This window comes from Pseudomonas sp. GZJR-8 (assembly GCF_002916705.1).
GTDB lineage: Bacteria > Pseudomonadota > Gammaproteobacteria > Pseudomonadales > Pseudomonadaceae > Aquipseudomonas > Aquipseudomonas synxantha_A.
Genome location: NZ_JXSI01000003.1, coordinates 283,112 through 300,029, shown reverse-complemented (window position 1 = coordinate 300,029; position 16,918 = coordinate 283,112). Strand labels below are relative to the sequence as shown.

Here is a 16,918-nt window from a genome sequence, read left to right as displayed (position 1 = left end):
GTCGCTAAATTTGTGAGCGTCTGTGTCGGTGTGTACAATGACCTCCCTTTTGCCCCCGCTAAGCCGGCGTACGTTCGGCGTGGAAGGTAACCGGTTGAATTGAAAAGAAATTTGCCTCGATATAAGAGGCAGCCTGGTGAGAAAGTGTCTATGAAAGCAGGTCTGTACCAACCCGATGAATTCAAGGATAACTGCGGTTTCGGCCTGATAGCCCACATGCAGGGCGAGCCCAGTCATACCCTTTTGCAAACGGCCATCGAGGCCCTGACCTGCATGACCCACCGCGGTGGGATCAACGCCGACGGCAAGACCGGTGACGGTTGCGGCTTGCTGATTCAAAAGCCCGACCAGTTCCTGCGCGCTGTCGCCAAAGAGCATTTTGCGGCCGACCTGCCCAAGCAGTACGCCGTGGGCATGGTGTTTTTCAACCAGGACCCGGTAAAAGCCGAAGCCGCTCGCGAGAACATGAACCGCGAGATCGTTGCTGCCGGCCTGCAACTGGTCGGCTGGCGCAAAGTGCCAATCGATACCAGCGTACTCGGCCGCCTGGCCCTGGAGCGCCTGCCGCAGATCGAACAAGTGTTCATCGCGGGTGACGGCCTGAGCGACCAGGACATGGCGATCAAGCTGTTCACGTCCCGTCGTCGCTCGTCGGTGCTCAACGCCGCCGACACTGACCATTACATCTGCAGCTTTTCCCACAAGACCATCATTTATAAAGGTCTGATGATGCCGGCGGATCTCACCGCCTTTTATCCAGACCTGAGCGACGAGCGCCTGCAAACCGCGATATGCGTGTTCCACCAGCGCTTCTCCACCAACACCCTGCCGAAATGGCCGCTGGCCCAGCCATTCCGCTTCCTCGCCCACAACGGCGAGATCAATACCATCACCGGCAACCGCAACTGGGCCGTGGCCCGTCGCACCAAGTTCGCCAACGATTTGATGGACCTCGAAGAGCTCGGCCCGCTGGTCAACCGCGTGGGTTCCGACTCCTCCAGCATGGACAACATGCTTGAGCTGATGGTCACCGGTGGCATCGACCTGTTCCGTGGCGTGCGCATGATCATTCCGCCTGCGTGGCAGAACGTCGAGACCATGGACCCGGACCTGCGGGCGTTCTACGAATACAACTCGATGCACATGGAACCGTGGGACGGCCCGGCCGGCGTGGTCATGACCGACGGCCGCTACGCGGTGTGCCTGCTCGACCGTAACGGCTTGCGCCCGGCGCGCTGGGTCACCACCACCAACGGCTTTATCACCCTGGCGTCGGAAATCGGCGTGTGGGACTACAAGCCTGAAGACGTGATCGCCAAAGGCCGTGTCGGTCCTGGCCAGATCCTGGCCGTGGACACCGAAACCGGGCAGATCCTCGACACCGACGCCATCGACAACCGTCTGAAGTCGCGTCACCCGTACAAGCAATGGCTGCGCAAGAACGCCCTGCGCATCCAGGCGACCATGGAAGACAACGACCACGGTTCGGCTTTCTACGACATCGACCAGCTCAAGCAATACATGAAGATGTATCAGGTCACGTTCGAAGAACGTGATCAGGTGCTGCGCCCGCTCGGCGAGCAAGGCTACGAAGCCGTAGGCTCCATGGGCGACGATACGCCGATGGCTGTGCTGTCCCAGCGTGTGCGCACGCCGTACGACTACTTCCGCCAGCAGTTCGCCCAGGTGACCAACCCACCGATCGACCCGCTGCGCGAAGCCATCGTGATGTCCCTGGAAGTGTGCCTCGGTGCCGAGCGCAATATCTTCCAGGAATCGCCTGAGCACGCCTCCCGTGTGATCCTCAGCTCGCCGGTCGTTTCCCCGGCCAAGTGGCGCTCGCTGATGACCCTGGAGCGTCCAGGCTTCGACCGCCAGATCATCGACCTGAACTACGACGAGAGCCTCGGCCTTGAAGCCGCTGTGCGCAACGTCGCCGACCAGGCTGAAGAAGCTGTGCGCGCCGGCCGCACTCAGATCGTACTGACCGACCGCCATATCGCGCCGGGCAAGTTGCCGATCCACGCGTCCCTGGCGACCGGCGCGGTGCACCACCGCCTGACCGAAAAAGGCCTGCGCTGCGACTCCAACATTCTGGTGGAAACCGCCACTGCCCGTGACCCGCACCACTTCGCGGTGCTGATCGGCTTCGGCGCCTCGGCGGTGTACCCGTTCCTGGCGTATGAAGTACTCGGCGACCTGATCCGTACCGGTGAAGTGTTGGGCGACCTCTACGAGGTGTTCAAGAACTACCGCAAGGGCATCACCAAGGGCCTGCTGAAGATCCTGTCGAAGATGGGCATCTCCACCGTCACCTCCTACCGCGGTGCGCAATTGTTCGAAGCCATCGGCCTGTCCGAAGAAGTCTGCGAGCTGAGCTTCCGTGGCGTGCCGAGCCGTATCAAGGGCGCACGTTTCGTCGATATCGAAGCCGAGCAGAAAGCCCTGGCAGCCGAAGCCTGGAGCGCGCGCAAGCCGATCCAGCAAGGCGGCCTGCTCAAGTTCGTGCACGGTGGCGAATACCACGCCTACAACCCGGACGTGGTCAGTACCCTGCAAGCCGCCGTGCAGCAGGGCGACTACGCCAAGTTCAAGGAATACACGAGCCTGGTGGATAACCGCCCGGTGTCGATGATCCGCGATCTGTTCAAGGTGAAGACCCTGGACACGCCGATGGATATCGCCGAAGTCGAGCCACTGGAATCGATCCTCAAGCGCTTCGACTCCGCCGGTATTTCCCTGGGCGCCTTGTCGCCTGAGGCTCACGAAGCCCTGGCCGAAGCCATGAACCGCCTGGGTGCGCGTTCCAACTCCGGCGAAGGCGGCGAAGACCCGGCGCGTTATGGCACGCTCAAAAGCTCGAAAATCAAGCAGGTGGCAACCGGCCGTTTCGGTGTGACCCCGGAGTACCTGGTCAACGCCGAAGTGCTGCAGATCAAGGTTGCCCAAGGCGCCAAGCCGGGTGAGGGCGGGCAATTGCCAGGCGGCAAGGTCAACGGCCTGATCGCCAAGCTGCGTTATGCAGTGCCGGGCGTGACCCTGATCTCGCCGCCGCCGCACCACGACATCTACTCGATTGAAGATTTGTCGCAGCTGATTTTCGACCTCAAACAAGTCAACCCGCAGGCCCTGGTCTCGGTAAAACTGGTCGCAGAAGCGGGCGTCGGCACCATCGCCGCTGGCGTGGCCAAGGCCTATGCCGACCTGATCACCATCTCCGGCTACGACGGCGGCACCGGCGCTTCGCCGCTGACCTCGATCAAGTACGCAGGTGCGCCGTGGGAGCTCGGCCTGGCCGAAACCCACCAGACCCTGCGCGGCAACGACCTGCGCGGCAAGGTGCGGGTACAGACCGACGGTGGCCTGAAAACCGGCCTCGACGTGATCAAGGCCGCGATCCTCGGCGCCGAGAGTTTCGGCTTCGGCACTGCGCCCATGATCGCGCTGGGCTGCAAATACCTGCGTATCTGCCACCTGAACAACTGCGCTACTGGCGTGGCGACTCAGAACGAAAAACTGCGCAAGGACCACTACATCGGCACCGTCGACATGGTGGTGAATTTCTTCACCTACGTCGCCGAAGAAACCCGTGAGTGGCTGGCCAAGCTGGGCGTGCGTTCGCTGGAAGAGCTGATTGGTCGCACCGATCTGTTGGACATCCTCGAAGGCCAGACCGCCAAGCAACAGCATTTGGACCTGACACCGCTGTTGGGCAGCGATCACATCCCCGCAGACAAGCCACAATTCTGCCAAGTGGACCGCAACCCGCCGTTCGACAAAGGCCTGCTGGCCGAGAAAATGGTCGAAATGGCCGGCTCCTCGATCAGCGATGCCAGCGGTGGCGAATTCGCCCTGGATATCTGCAACTGCGACCGTTCCATCGGTGCTCGCATCTCCGGTGAAATTGCGCGCAAGCACGGCAACCAGGGCATGGCGAAAGCGCCGATCACCTTCCGCTTCAAGGGCACTGCGGGCCAGAGTTTCGGTGTGTGGAACGCCGGTGGCCTGCACATGTATCTGGAAGGCGATGCCAACGACTACGTGGGCAAAGGCATGACCGGCGGCAAGCTGGTTATCGTCCCGCCAGCCGGTAGCGTGTACAAGACCCAGGACAGTGCCATCATCGGCAACACCTGCTTGTACGGCGCCACGGGTGGCAAGCTGTTTGCCGCGGGTACTGCCGGTGAGCGCTTCGCCGTGCGTAACTCCGGTGCCCACACCGTGGTGGAAGGCACTGGCGATCACTGCTGCGAGTACATGACCGGGGGCTTTGTCGCGGTACTGGGCAAGACCGGTTACAACTTCGGTTCGGGCATGACCGGCGGTTTCGCCTACGTGCTCGACCAGGACAACACCTTCGTCGACAAGGTCAACCACGAGTTGGTCGAGATCCAGCGGATCAGCGGTGAAGCCATGGAATCCTACCGGAACCACTTGCAGCACGTGCTGGACGAGTATGTCGAGGAGACCGGCAGTGAATGGGGTCGCAACCTCGCCGAAAACCTCGATGATTACCTGCGTCGTTTCTGGCTGGTCAAGCCCAAGGCTGCCAACCTGAAATCGTTGCTTTCCAGCATCCGTGCCAACCCGCAGTGATATGCGCCTGAACAGTTTGATGAGGTTTTAACATGGCTGAACGTCTGAATAACGACTTCCAGTTCATCGATGTCGGGCGCAAAGATCCGAAGAAGAAACTGTTGCGTCAACGCAAGAAAGAGTTCGTGGAAATCTACGAACCCTTCAAGCCCCAGCACTCGGCCGATCAGGCCCACCGCTGCCTGGGGTGCGGTAACCCGTATTGCGAATGGAAGTGCCCGGTGCACAACTTCATTCCCAACTGGCTCAAACTGGTGGCCGAGGGCAACATTCTCGCCGCCGCCGAGCTGTCGCACCAGACCAACACCCTGCCGGAAGTCTGCGGCCGGGTGTGCCCGCAAGACCGTCTATGTGAAGGTGCCTGCACCCTCAACGACGGCTTCGGCGCAGTGACCATCGGTTCGGTGGAGAAGTACATCACCGACACCGCGTTCGCCATGGGCTGGCGCCCGGATATGTCCAAGGTCAAACCGACCGGCAAGCGCGTCGCGATCATCGGCGCGGGCCCGGCGGGCCTGGGGTGTGCCGACGTGTTGGTGCGTGGTGGCGTGACCCCGGTGGTGTTCGACAAGAACCCGGAGATCGGTGGTCTGCTGACTTTCGGTATTCCCGAGTTCAAGCTGGAAAAAACCGTACTGAGTCACCGTCGTGAAGTGTTCACCGGCATGGGTATCGAGTTCCGCCTCAATACCGAAATCGGCAAAGACATCACCATGGAGCAACTGCTCGCCGAATACGATGCGGTGTTCATGGGCATGGGCACCTACACCTATATGAAGGGCGGCTTTGCCGGTGAGGACTTGCCGGGCGTGTATGACGCGCTCGACTTCCTGATCGCCAACGTCAACCGCAACCTGGGCTTTGAAAAGTCGCCGGAAGATTTCGTCGACATGAAAGGCAAGAAGGTCGTGGTGCTGGGCGGTGGCGACACCGCGATGGACTGCAACCGTACCTCGATCCGCCAGGGCGCCAAGTCGGTCACCTGTGCGTATCGTCGCGACGAAGCCAACATGCCCGGCTCGCGCAAAGAGGTGAAGAACGCCAAGGAAGAAGGCGTGAAATTCCTCTACAACCGCCAGCCGATTGCGATCGTCGGTGAAGACCGCGTCGAAGGCGTGAAGGTGGTCGAGACCCGTCTCGGCGAACCGGATGCCCGAGGCCGTCGCAGCCCCGAGCCGATCCCGGGTTCCGAAGAAATCATCCCGGCTGACGCCGTGGTCATCGCTTTCGGTTTCCGTCCAAGCCCGGCGCCCTGGTTCGAGCAGTTCGAAATCCAGACCGACAGCCAGGGCCGCGTGGTAGCCCCGGAACAAGGCCAGTACAAGCACCAGACCAGCAACCCGAAAATCTTCGCCGGTGGCGATATGGTGCGCGGCTCTGACCTGGTAGTGACGGCGATCTTCGAAGGCCGCAATGCCGCCGAAGGGATCCTGGACTACCTGCAGGTCTGATCAAATTTCAGTCTGAAATGCGATCAAATGTGGGAGCTGGCTTGCCTGCGATGCAGGCAACTCGGTCTGTCAGCCAGACCCAGTTGATGCTATCGCAGGCAAGCCAGCTCCCACACAAACCTCATTTCACATTGAGGTTTGTGTTGCCAGTCATTGCGACAAATTGACCCGATAGACAAAAGGCTCCGCTCTTGCCGTGCCTTTTGCGTCGCGCTCTGAGAAAATGCCCGCACTTTTTTTGCGGATGCCGACATGACTGCCCTCAAGAACGACCGTTTCCTTCGTGCCCTGCTCAAGCAACCTGTAGACGTCACCCCCGTGTGGATGATGCGTCAAGCCGGTCGCTACCTGCCGGAATACCGCGCCAGTCGCGCCCACGCCGGTGACTTCATGAGCCTGTGCATGAATCCTGCGTTCGCCTGCGAAGTCACGATGCAGCCCCTGGACCGCTACCCACAACTGGATGCGGCCATTCTCTTCTCCGATATCCTCACCATCCCCGACGCCATGGGCCAGGGCCTGTACTTCGAGACCGGCGAAGGCCCGCGCTTCAGGAAAGTCGTCAGTACCCTGGCCGATATCGAAGCCTTGCCGATCCCTGATCCGCACAAAGACCTCGGTTATGTGATGGATGCGGTCAGCACCATCCGCCGCGAGCTCAACGGTCGCGTGCCGCTGATTGGCTTCTCCGGCAGCCCGTGGACGCTGGCCACCTATATGGTCGAAGGCGGTTCGTCGAAAGACTTCCGCAAGACCAAGGCCATGCTCTACGACAACCCGCAAGCCATGCATCTGTTGCTGGACAAGCTGGCGCAGTCGGTGACCTCCTACCTCAACGGCCAGATCATGGCCGGTGCGCAAGCGGTGCAGATCTTCGATACCTGGGGCGGCAACCTGTCGGCGGCGGCGTACCAGGAATTCTCCCTGGCCTACATGCGCAAGATCGTCAGCGGGCTGATCCGCGAACATGAAGGTCGCAAGGTTCCGGTCATCCTGTTCACCAAGGGCGGCGGCCTGTGGCTGGAAAGCATCGCCGATGCTGGTGCCGATGCATTGGGCCTGGACTGGACCTGCGATATCGGCGAAGCCCGCCGTCGCGTTGGAAACCAGGTTGCGCTGCAAGGCAACATGGACCCCACTGTGCTGTACGCCAAGCCGGAAGCGATCCGCACGGAAGTCGGGCGCATCCTCGCTAGCTACGGCAAAGGCAGTGGCCACGTGTTCAACCTCGGCCACGGCATCACCCCGGAAGTGAACCCGGAGCATGCCGGCGCGTTCCTGCGTGCAGTGCACGAACTGTCGGCGCAATACCACGAGTAAAACGCAGAACAAAATGTGGGAGCTGGCTTGCCTGCGATGGCGGTGTTGAATTCACCGCCGCCATCGCAGGCAAGCCAGCTCCCACATAAAGCAAGTAGCCTCAGGTTTCCACATGCCCCAACGGCGGCAACTTCGCCAGCTTCAACGCCACCAGCAACGCGCCGATCAGTAGCGCGATAATGAATCCGCCAATCCCGTTCCACCCGGCAAAATGCCAGAAGAACCCGCCTGCCGTCCCGGCAATACTCGATCCCACGTAATAGCAGAACAGGTAAAGCGACGACGCCTGCCCCTTGGCTTTCACCGCACGGCGGCCGATCCAGCTGCTGGCCACCGAGTGGGCGCCGAAGAAGCCGAAAGTGAAGATCAACATGCCCGGCACCACCAGCCACAGCGGGGTGAACAGCGTCAGGGCCATGCCGGCGAGCATCAGCACGATGGTGCCCCACAGCACTCGGCGGCGGCCGAGGCGGTCGGCCAGGGAGCCGATCTTGGCCGAGCTGTAGATGCCCGACAGGTACACCACTGACAACAGGCCAACCACCGCCTGGCTCAGCTCATAGGGTGAGGCCAGCAGGCGATAGCCGATGTAGTTGAACATCGTTACGAACGCGCCCATCAACAGGAAGGCTTCGAGGAACAGCCACGGTAGGCCCGCATCCTTGAAATGCATGACGAAGCCATCCACCAGGCTGCGCGGCTTGAGGCTGCTGGCGCGGAAGTTGCGCGATGGTGGGAGGATCTTCCAGAACACCGTGGCCGCGATCAGGGCCAGGGCGCCGATGATCAGCATTGCGGTGTGCCAGCTGACGAAGTCGATCAATACGCCGATGATCAGTCGGCCGCTCATGCCGCCAATCGCATTGCCGCCGATGTACAGGCCCATGGCCAGGCCGATGTGCTGCGGGTGGATCTCTTCGCTGAGGTAGGTCATCGCCACGGCAGCCAGGCCGCTCAGGGACAGGCCCACCAGCGCCCGCATCAGCAGAATCCCCTCCCAGGTCGGCATCAGACCGCTGGCGATGGTGGCCAGCGCCGCACAGAACAACGCGGCGACCATCACCGGCTTGCGCCCCAGCCTGTCGGAAATTGGCCCGGTGACCAGCAGGCCGCAGGCAAGCATCGCGGTCGCGACCGAAAGAATCAGGCTGCTTTGCGCCGCATTGATGGAAAATTCATGGGACAGCGCCGGCATCATCGGCTGTACGCAATACAACAGGGCAAAGGTGGCAAACCCGCCGGAAAATAGCGCCAACACCGTGCGCATGAACATCGGCGTGCCTTTTTCGATGTACTCGTCATTGAGCTGCGCCACCACGTCATCAAGGGCTGAGGGCGGGGTGTGTTGGGCAAGTGGAGCAACAGCAGGATTCACGGGGGACCTCGGGGAGGAAAGTCTGCCAGGACTGACAATACGAAAAAGAATATAGCTGGCTAATGATTCTTTCCAATATATTGTTCGACCTGTTTGATAGGTTCTACGACCTAATGAGGTGTGCATGGAATTACGTCACCTGCGGTACTTCATCGCCGTCGCTGAAGAACTGCACTTTGGCCGCGCCGCGCAGGTGCTGGGCATATCGCAACCGCCCTTGAGCCAGCAGATCCAGGCACTGGAGCAAGAGGTGGGGGCGCGGTTATTTGAGCGTACCAATCGTCGGGTCGAGCTGAGCGAGGCCGGGCGCCTGTTCCTGCAAGAGGCGCGGCTGGTGCTGGCCCAGGTCGACAAGGCGGCAGACGTGGCGCGCAGAGCGCAATTAGGAGAGCTCGGGGAGTTGAAGATCGGCTTCACATCTTCCGCGCCGTTCAATTCCAGTATTCCCCAGGCGATCTTTGCGTTTCGCCAGGCTTTCCCGGCAGTGCACCTCAATCTGCAGGAGATGAGCAGCACGCAGGTGGCCGAGTCATTGGTGGATGAGTCGATCCAGGTCGGGCTGATGCGGCCTTTGCCGTTGCCTGATTCGCTGAGCGTGGTCGAGTTGATGCGCGAGCCGCTGGTTGCCGTATTGAGCGCCGGCCATCCGTTGGTGGAAGGCAGCGAGCGCGGCCTGCACCTGGCGCAGTTGGCGCAGGAACCCTTTGTATTTTTCCCACGCACCTACGGCAGCGGCCTGTATGCCCAACTGCTCAACCTGGCGCGCGACGCCGGGTTCAGCCCGCATTTTGCCCAGGAAGCGGGGGAGGCGATGACCATCATCGGCCTGGTGGCGGCGGGGTTGGGCGTGTCGGTGTTGCCGGCGTCTTACCAGCGTATCCGCATTGATGGCGTGGTCTACCGCACACTGCTCGACCCGGAGGCGATGACGGCGGTGTGGCTGGTGCAGCGCAAGGGCGTGCAAACGCCGATGTCTAAGGGGTTTGTGGAGTTGTTGACGCGTCAGGTATTGGTGTAGGCGGGGTCACATATCAGGTAACGCAACCGGCTTAGTTATTCGCCAGAAACTTGCGCAAAATCACTCTTTTTCAGGCGAGTGGATATGGATGGCACTTCTCTATCAGCCCAAGGAGGGCAGCGTGTTGATTTGTGATTTTCGTGGCTATGAGGTTCCGGAAATCATCAAGATTCGACCTGTTATTGTGATACGCAAACACCGGACGAATAAGCTGCTCGTAACGGTGGTACCTCTGAGTACTACCGCTCCACAGCAGGTGTTGGAACACCATTTGCGGCTTGATAGCCATCTTCAGGGAGCGAGCCCGGTCTGCTGGGCTAAATGCGACATCGTCGCGACAGTCAGCTTGGGTCGACTGGACCGAATCAAAAGTAAAGATCGTCATGGCAAACGAACTTACAAAATCGCCGAACTCACCAATGACCAATTTTTGGCGATAAAAGCGGCGGTGCGCAGTGCGCTTGGGTTGCGATAAAGTGGGATATAGATGGACGGCGTTTTGCCACCGATTGCAGGTAATCTGCTTTCAGGCATACTGGCCGAGTTCCCGAAAGGGGCTTGTGAGACTCTGAGGATCCTGGGCAACCAGCCATCGCAGAGCCAGGCAGGAAGCGGCGATGACAAGCCAACCTGTTTGTGAAGAGGGCGCCGAAAGGCGCCCTTTGTCGTTTCTGGCCTTACTGCATCCCGGTCGAGCGCAACCCTGCCAGGATGTCCCTATCCAGCATGCTCACCCAACGGTTGTAATTGCGATGGATCTTGCCGTCCTTGTAGCCCAGGTCGCGGCTGTCGCGGTAGGTGATGGCGTAGCTGTTGCGGGTGTAGCGGATATCGATTGCTGCATAGAACTGGCCGCGCACGGTGATCTCGGCCTGCACCAGTTGCGGGCTCAGGCGTTGTACTGTCCACTCACGTTTTTGCAGGGCGGCGACGATCACCTGTTTCATTTTTTCTTCGCTGACCTGGGTCGTGGCCGGCAGTTCGTGCTGGGTGTTGAGCACTGGTTTGCTGGTGCAGCCGGCAGTGGTCAACAGGGCCAGGGTGATCAGGGTAGCGCGTAGCAGGGAAGACATTCCGTTTTCTCCAATCGATTAAAAAGTCAGGCCCAGCGGCGGAAGATCAGCGAGGTGTTGACGCCGCCGAAGGCAAAATTGTTGTTCATCACGTAGTCGTTGTGCATCTGGCGAAAGCCCCCTTGCAGGTAATCGAGCTCGCCGCATTGCGGGTCGACCGAATCCAGGTTGAAGGTGTGCACGTAGTGGTCGCGGTTCATCATCTCGATGCTGAACCACGACTCCAGCGCGCCGCAGGCACCCAGGGTGTGGCCGAGAAAACTCTTCTGCGAGCTGATCGGCATACGGCTGCCGAACAGGCTGCTGGTGGCCAGGGTTTCGGCGATGTCACCTTGGTCGGTGGCGGTGCCGTGGCCGTTCACATAGCCGATGGCAGAAGGTGCAAGCCCAGCGTCTTCCAGTGCCAGTTCCATGGCACGGCGCATGGTTTTCTGTTCCGGGCGGGTGGTGTGCTGGCCGTCGGCATTGCTGCCAAAGCCAACCAGCTCAGCGTGAATATGCGCGCCCCGCGCCAACGCGTGTTCCAACTCTTCCAGTACCAGGATGCCGGCGCCTTCACCAATCACCAGGCCATCACGGCCGCTGTCGTAGGGGCGCGGACTGGTTTGCGGCGCATCGTTTTTCAGGCTGGTGGCGTAGAGTGCATCGAACACCATGGCTTCGGTGGGGCACAGTTCTTCGGCGCCACCGGCGAGCATCAAGGGCAGGCGCCCGAACTTGATCGCTTCATAGGCATAGCCGATGCCCTGGCTACCGCTGGTGCAGGCGCTGGACGTGGGGATCAAGCGCCCGGTGAGGCCAAAGAAAATGCTGATATTCGCCGCGGTGGTGTGCGGCATCATCCGCACATAGGAGTTGGCGTTTAGCCCCTCGGCCACGGAATTGAGCAGCATATTGCCGAACGCCTTGATCTCATCGGTGCTGCCGGTGGACGAGCCACAGGCCACGCCCATGCGCCCGTCCTTGATCGACGGGTCACCGAGCAAGCCGGCATCCTGCAGTGCCTGCTCCGCTGCCCACACCGCCAGGCGCGAGACGCGCCCCATGCTGCGCAATTGCTTGCGGGTCCAGTGCGCAGGCACCACAAAATCATCAATCGGCCCGGCCAGGCGCGTGTTCAATTCGGTAAAGCGGTCCCATTCATCCATGCGCCGGATACCGCTGCGGTTGGCGCGAAAGTTGGCGGCGATGGTGTCCCAATCGCTGCCCAGGGAGGTCATGCCGGCCATGCCGGTGACGACGACGCGCTTCATCAGCACAAGCCTCCGTTCACGGCCAGCACCTGGCGTGTGATATAGCCGGCTTCGGCCGACATCAGGAAATTCACCGCGCCGGCGACTTCTTCCGGGGTGCCCATGCGTTGCGCGGGGATCATTTTCATCAGCTCTTCGACGGGGACGTTTTCATCCAGCATCGCCGTGTCGATCAACCCCGGCGCCACGCAGTTGACGGTGATCTTGCGTTTGCCCAGTTCGATCGCCAGCGCCTTGGCTGCGCCGATCAGGCCGGCTTTTGAAGCACTGTAGTTGACCTGGCCGCGGTTGCCGATCAACCCGGACACCGAGGTGATGCACACGATACGCCCAGCGGCGCGACGTCGAATCATCGGCATCATCACTGGGTGCAGCACGTTGTAGAAACCATCGAGATTGGTGCGCATCACCACGTCCCAGTCGTCTTCCGACAGGGCAGGGAAGGCGCCGTCGCGGGTCAGGCCGGCATTGAGCACCACGCCGTAGTAGGCGCCATGTTGCTCCACGTCGGCTTCAAGGATGGCCTTGCAACTGGCGCGGTCGGACACGTCGAATTGCAGCACCCGCGCCTTGCGACCCAGGGCCTCGATCTCGACCTGCACGGTGTCGGCTTCGGCCCGGCCACTGCGGCAATGCAGCACGATGTCATGGCCGGCCTGGGCCAGGCGCAGGGCAATGGCGCGGCCGATGCCACGGCTTGAGCCGGTGACCAGTACGGATTCAGTCATGACGTTGGGTCCTTCGATTCATCTAAATAGTTGGCCGCCTGGGGCGGTCGAAATACGTTCAGGCGCGCACTGGCCTGGATACCCTTACCGGTGAGGTGGCATTCGAACACACCCATGCCGTTGTCGTCTTCCAGGGAGCGCAGGCCGTGGATATTCAGCTCGGCGCCTGCCGGGAAGTACTCGACATTGCACTCGAACTTGCGTGTACCCAACAGGAAGCCCAGTTCCACCGCGCGGCCTTGCTGGCGTGCATGGCAACCGGCATAGGCGGCGACGCTTTGCGCCATCAATTCCAGGCCGACCCAGGCCGGCAGGCTACCGTCAGGGCGGTTGAACAGGCCGTCGGGCTTGACGGTGACGCGGGTGCGGACTTGCTCTTCATCGAACGACAGCACCTGGTCGATCAGGATCATGTCGCCCGCGTGGGGCAGCAGTTCGGCAAGTGGCCAATCGATCATGGGGCCTCTGCGATTATCAGGCTGACGTTGTTGCCGCCGAAGGCAAACGAGTTGCTCATCAGGCAGATTTTTTTCAAGCTGTCGCCGCTGCGTGTCCATTGCAAGGCGGGCAGCGCCGGGTCGGCGTGGCCGTCCCACACGTGAGGCGGCAGCTGGCCGTGAGCCAGGCTCAGCCAACAGAACGCCGCTTCCAGCGCTCCGGCGGCGCCAAGGGTGTGGCCGGTCATGGGCTTGGTCGACGAACAGGCCACACCGCCGGGGAACAGGCTGGCGACCGCCAGGCTTTCCATGGCGTCGTTGTGTTGAGTGGCGGTGCCGTGCAGGTTCAGGTAGCCGATCTGCTCGGGAGCCAGCTTTGCGTTGGCCAGGGCCTTGCGCATCGCTTGCAACGCGCCCTTGCCGCTGGGTTCCGGCGCGGAGATATGGTGAGCGTCGCAACTGGCACCGCTGCCCAGCAAGGCGATCGGTGCCGGCTCGCGGCTCATCAGGAACAGTACCGCCGCCTCACCGATATTGATGCCGTTGCGGTTCACCGAGAACGGGTTGCAGCGCTCGCTGGATACCGCTTCCAGCGAGGTAAATCCGTTCAGGGTCAGCTTGCACAGGCTGTCCACGCCGCCACAGATCACCGCATCGCACACCCCCAGGTTCAGCAGGCGCTGGGCGCTCATCAAGGCACGGGCGCTGGAGGTGCAGGCGGTGGAAATCACGTAGGCCGGGCCGCTCACTTGCAGCCAGTCGGCGAGGAAGTTTGCCGGGGCGCTGAGTTCCTGTTGCTGGTAGTCGTAGTCGGCAGGGAACTGCTTGTCGCGCAGGTAATGGGCAATGCCACGGCTGGCTTCGTCGATGCCCGAGGTGCTGGTGCCAAGCACCACGCCGACTCGCCCTGGGCCATAGGTTTGAATGGCCTGACGGATCTCATCTTCAATCTGCAACGCCGCTTCCAGCAACAACTGGTTATTGCGACTGCTTTGTTGAGCCAGTTCCACCGGCAAAGGCACCAGTTCGCCCTGGACGGCAGCCACCGGCACCACGCGCTCCGGCACCCAGCCGCTTTCGACGCGCATGCCTGAGCAGTCACCGGCAAACAGGTTGCGGCTGACTTCGGCCTGGCCTCGGCCAAGGGCGCAGATCACACCGAGGGCATTGAGGTAAGCGATCATCGGCTGATACCCAGCGGGGTGATGCGATAACTCAACGGCTGGCCGGCCATGTTCACGCTGAACACCTCGGAAGACTGATAGATGATTTGCCAATGGCCCGGCAGCGTGCGCGTCAGGTCCATCGCCTCGGCGCGTGGATACAACGCCGGCACATCACCGCCTGGGGTCAAAGCAAACAGCAGCGCGGCAAACAGCTCCCGCGCCTGGGGATTGGGTGGCAGCAAGCCGTCGGCCTGCCACTGCCCATCGAGCAGTTTTTGCCGGGCCAGGGGAATGCCCAAGGGGTCCATCATCGACCAGCGAATCGCGTGGCCTTCGCGCTGGATCACCAGCAGCCAGTCCTGGCGCTGCCCGTCCGCCAGGCGCTGCACATGCAGTTGCATCGGCAAGGCCAGGGCCGGGATTTTTTCCGGCAGCGGTGCCTGGCTGGCGCAGGCACTGAGCAGCAACAGGCAACCCATTAACAGCAGGCGCATCATGAGGCGGCGTTCTCCAAAGGTTTGCGCGCTACGCAGTTGACCAGGGTTTCCTCGCGCTGGCCCACCGGCGGCGCCTTGCGCAGGCCCCAGCGCTCCAGCAGGCCGAAGTCGCTGGAGCGGCTCCACCACAGGTAGGGGTACGAGACATTCTGCGAGTCGAATTCAAAGCCTTGCTCGCGCAGCATCTCCAAGTACTCTTCGGCGCTTTTTTGCACATGCATCGGGTGGCGGAACAACCAGCGAATCACCCAGGTGTCGATATAGGCTTCGGTGGATTCGGCAAACAGCAGATAGCCGCCCGGTTTGAGTACCCGGTAGAACTCCTTGAGCGCGCGATGTTGCTCGACCAAGTGGTGAAAAGTCTGGTGGCAAAACACGATATCGACGCTGGCGTCCGGTACATCGAGGGTGGCGCAGTCACTGCCGATCAGCTCGACAGCCAGGCCCTGGCGCGCAGCCTCTTCACGGCTCAGCTCCAGACTGTGGGGGTCGGCATCCAGGCCGATCAGGCGTGAAGGCGCAAACACCTGCTGCAGCAACCGGAAGGACTTACCCTGGCCACAACCGGCGTCCAGCAACACCGGGGCCACCGGCAGCGGCTCGCTGAACAGGCTGCGCAGGTCGTTGATCGCCACACGCAATACGTGATGCTGCCAGGTGTGGCTGCGCAGGAACCAGAAGCCGAACCTGGTTTCCTCGACATAATTTTTGCTCAGGTAGTTTTTTTCAACGGCAGGACTGCTCATACCGCTTCACTCGCACAAATATCCGACAACATCCGCAATCGCCGTTTAGGCTCGCTGACAAACGGGTTGCGCTCATCCCAGGCGTAACCGGCCAGGATCGAACTGATCATGCGGCGAATCTCCGGCGAGCTGCCAGGATGGAAAATCACATCCTGGAACGTACCGGCATACCAGCCTTCGACGTAGCAGCGGAAGGTATCGACACCGCGCTTCAAGGGTTCGGCGAATTCGCTTTTCCAGTCCACGGTCTCGCCGTTGAGCTGACGGTGCAGCACAGCGGCGGCCATGCTGGCCGACCGCATGGCGATGGTCACGCCGGACGAGAACACCGGGTCGAGAAATTCCGCTGCATTGCCCAGCAGCGCAAAGCCTGGGCCGTGCAGGCTTTTGACGTTGGCCGAATAGCCGCCGATGCTGCGCGCCGGGGTGTCCCATACGGCATTGCTGAGCACGGCGGCCAGGCTTGGCGTTTCGTCGATGAAGCTGCGCAGGCAGGCGTCGAGGTCGCTGTCGCGGCCATCGAAATGCTCTTTGGCCGCGACCACGCCCACCGAGCAACGGCCGTTGCTGAACGGGATGGTCCAGAACCAGATGTCGCGCTGGGTCGGGTGGGTGGTGACCAGAATTTTGCTGCGATCAAAGCCTGGGTGTTCGATGTGGTCTTCGATGTGAGTGAACACGGCCTGGCGCAGCGGGAAGTTCGAGGGCGCCTCAAGGTCCAGCAGGCGCGGCAGCACGCGGCCATAGCCGCTGGCGTCGAGCACGAACTTGGCCTTGATGTGGTACGCGCTGCCGTTCTGTCGGCGCACATGCAGGTAGCGGCACTCGCCGGAGAAATCCACACCGACAATGCTTTGGCCATAGCGGATTTCCACACCTTGCAGCGCCGCCTGATCGGCCAGCAACTTGTCGAACTCGCCGCGCTGCACCTGGAAGGTGGTGGGCTTGCCGTTGCTGAAGGTGTCGCCAAAGTCAAACGCACTGTAGCGCTCGCCCCAGGCGAACGCGGCGCCGGTTTTTACCTGGAAGCCCGCCGCTTGCACAGCGTCGAGCATCCCGGCTTCTTCGATGAAGTCGATGCAGTGCGACAGCAGGCTTTCGCCAATCGAAAAACGCGGGAAATGCTCGCGTTCGATGATCAATACATCATGCCCTTTGCGCTTTAGCAGCGCGGCCGCAATGGCACCGGATGGCCCGGCACCGATCACCACCACCTGGCGACGTTCCATTTCAACTGTGGGCACGAGGGCTCCTTGCC

At 61.4% G+C, this 16,918-nt stretch carries 14 protein-coding genes; 5 read left to right on the top strand and 9 right to left on the bottom strand.

All coding sequences use genetic code 11. From position 1 onward, the window contains the following. Window positions 1–150: 150 nt before the first annotated feature. From gltB to hemE, 3 genes are all read left to right on the top strand, one after another. Window positions 151–4,596 (top strand): glutamate synthase large subunit, encoded by a 4,446-nt coding sequence (gene gltB, locus TK42_RS07610; RefSeq protein ID WP_032878304.1) that lies wholly within the window; start codon window positions 151–153, stop codon window positions 4,594–4,596. A 32-nt stretch (window positions 4,597–4,628) separates the two neighbouring features. Beyond that, complete coding sequence (locus TK42_RS07605; RefSeq protein ID WP_003187920.1) at window positions 4,629–6,047, top strand: FAD-dependent oxidoreductase; 1,419 nt, start codon at window positions 4,629–4,631, stop codon at window positions 6,045–6,047. 252 nt (window positions 6,048–6,299) lie between these two features. Then, window positions 6,300–7,367, top strand: coding sequence for a uroporphyrinogen decarboxylase (hemE, locus tag TK42_RS07600; RefSeq protein WP_032878303.1), 1,068 nt, complete (start codon window positions 6,300–6,302; stop codon window positions 7,365–7,367). 100 nt (window positions 7,368–7,467) lie between these two features. Here hemE and TK42_RS07595 read toward each other — a convergent pair whose 3' ends face one another. Beyond that, entirely contained in the window at window positions 7,468–8,685 is a 1,218-nt protein-coding gene (locus TK42_RS07595) for an MFS transporter (RefSeq protein ID WP_371920239.1), read from the bottom strand. Window positions 8,686–8,866: 181 nt separating this feature from the next. Here TK42_RS07595 and TK42_RS07590 point away from each other — a divergent pair, with 181 nt between their 5' ends. Beyond that, window positions 8,867–9,760, top strand: coding sequence for a LysR family transcriptional regulator (locus TK42_RS07590; RefSeq protein ID WP_103733937.1), 894 nt, complete (start codon window positions 8,867–8,869; stop codon window positions 9,758–9,760). Window positions 9,761–9,848: 88 nt separating this feature from the next. Beyond that, window positions 9,849–10,235, top strand: coding sequence for a type II toxin-antitoxin system PemK/MazF family toxin (locus TK42_RS07585; protein ID WP_032878300.1), 387 nt, complete (start codon window positions 9,849–9,851; stop codon window positions 10,233–10,235). 202 nt (window positions 10,236–10,437) lie between these two features. On the opposite strand, the gene TK42_RS07580 is transcribed toward TK42_RS07585, so the two are convergent. Genes TK42_RS07580 through TK42_RS07545 form a run of 8 tightly spaced genes read right to left on the bottom strand, consistent with a single transcriptional unit; the run spans window position 10,438 to window position 16,904 of the window. Beyond that, the gene (locus tag TK42_RS07580) at window positions 10,438–10,833 is read right to left on the bottom strand and encodes a hypothetical protein (protein ID WP_032878299.1); all 396 of its coding nucleotides are present in this window, start codon (window positions 10,831–10,833) and stop codon (window positions 10,438–10,440) included. Window positions 10,834–10,859: 26 nt separating this feature from the next. Continuing rightward, window positions 10,860–12,086, bottom strand: a complete 1,227-nt coding sequence (locus tag TK42_RS07575; RefSeq protein ID WP_032878298.1) for a beta-ketoacyl-ACP synthase — start codon at window positions 12,084–12,086, stop codon at window positions 10,860–10,862. Next, window positions 12,086–12,814 carry a 3-oxoacyl-ACP reductase FabG gene (fabG, locus tag TK42_RS07570; protein WP_032878297.1) on the bottom strand — a complete coding sequence of 243 codons (729 nt, stop codon included), beginning with the start codon at window positions 12,812–12,814 and terminating at the stop codon, window positions 12,086–12,088. Before fabG ends, TK42_RS07575 begins: the two co-directional genes overlap by 1 nt. Continuing rightward, entirely contained in the window at window positions 12,811–13,272 is a 462-nt protein-coding gene (locus TK42_RS07565; RefSeq protein WP_103733936.1) for a hotdog family protein, read from the bottom strand. Before TK42_RS07565 ends, fabG begins: the two co-directional genes overlap by 4 nt. Then, window positions 13,269–14,435, bottom strand: coding sequence for a beta-ketoacyl-[acyl-carrier-protein] synthase family protein (locus TK42_RS07560; protein WP_103733935.1), 1,167 nt, complete (start codon window positions 14,433–14,435; stop codon window positions 13,269–13,271). Before TK42_RS07560 ends, TK42_RS07565 begins: the two co-directional genes overlap by 4 nt. Continuing rightward, a complete protein-coding gene (locus tag TK42_RS07555; protein ID WP_103733934.1) occupies window positions 14,432–14,914 on the bottom strand; it encodes a hypothetical protein in 483 nt (160 codons plus the stop codon). Before TK42_RS07555 ends, TK42_RS07560 begins: the two co-directional genes overlap by 4 nt. Then, window positions 14,911–15,660 (bottom strand): class I SAM-dependent methyltransferase, encoded by a 750-nt coding sequence (locus TK42_RS07550; protein ID WP_078820101.1) that lies wholly within the window; start codon window positions 15,658–15,660, stop codon window positions 14,911–14,913. The genes TK42_RS07555 and TK42_RS07550 overlap by 4 nt, the downstream gene beginning before the upstream one ends. Continuing rightward, complete coding sequence (locus tag TK42_RS07545; RefSeq protein WP_103733933.1) at window positions 15,657–16,904, bottom strand: NAD(P)/FAD-dependent oxidoreductase; 1,248 nt, start codon at window positions 16,902–16,904, stop codon at window positions 15,657–15,659. Before TK42_RS07545 ends, TK42_RS07550 begins: the two co-directional genes overlap by 4 nt. Window positions 16,905–16,918 lie beyond the last annotated feature (14 nt).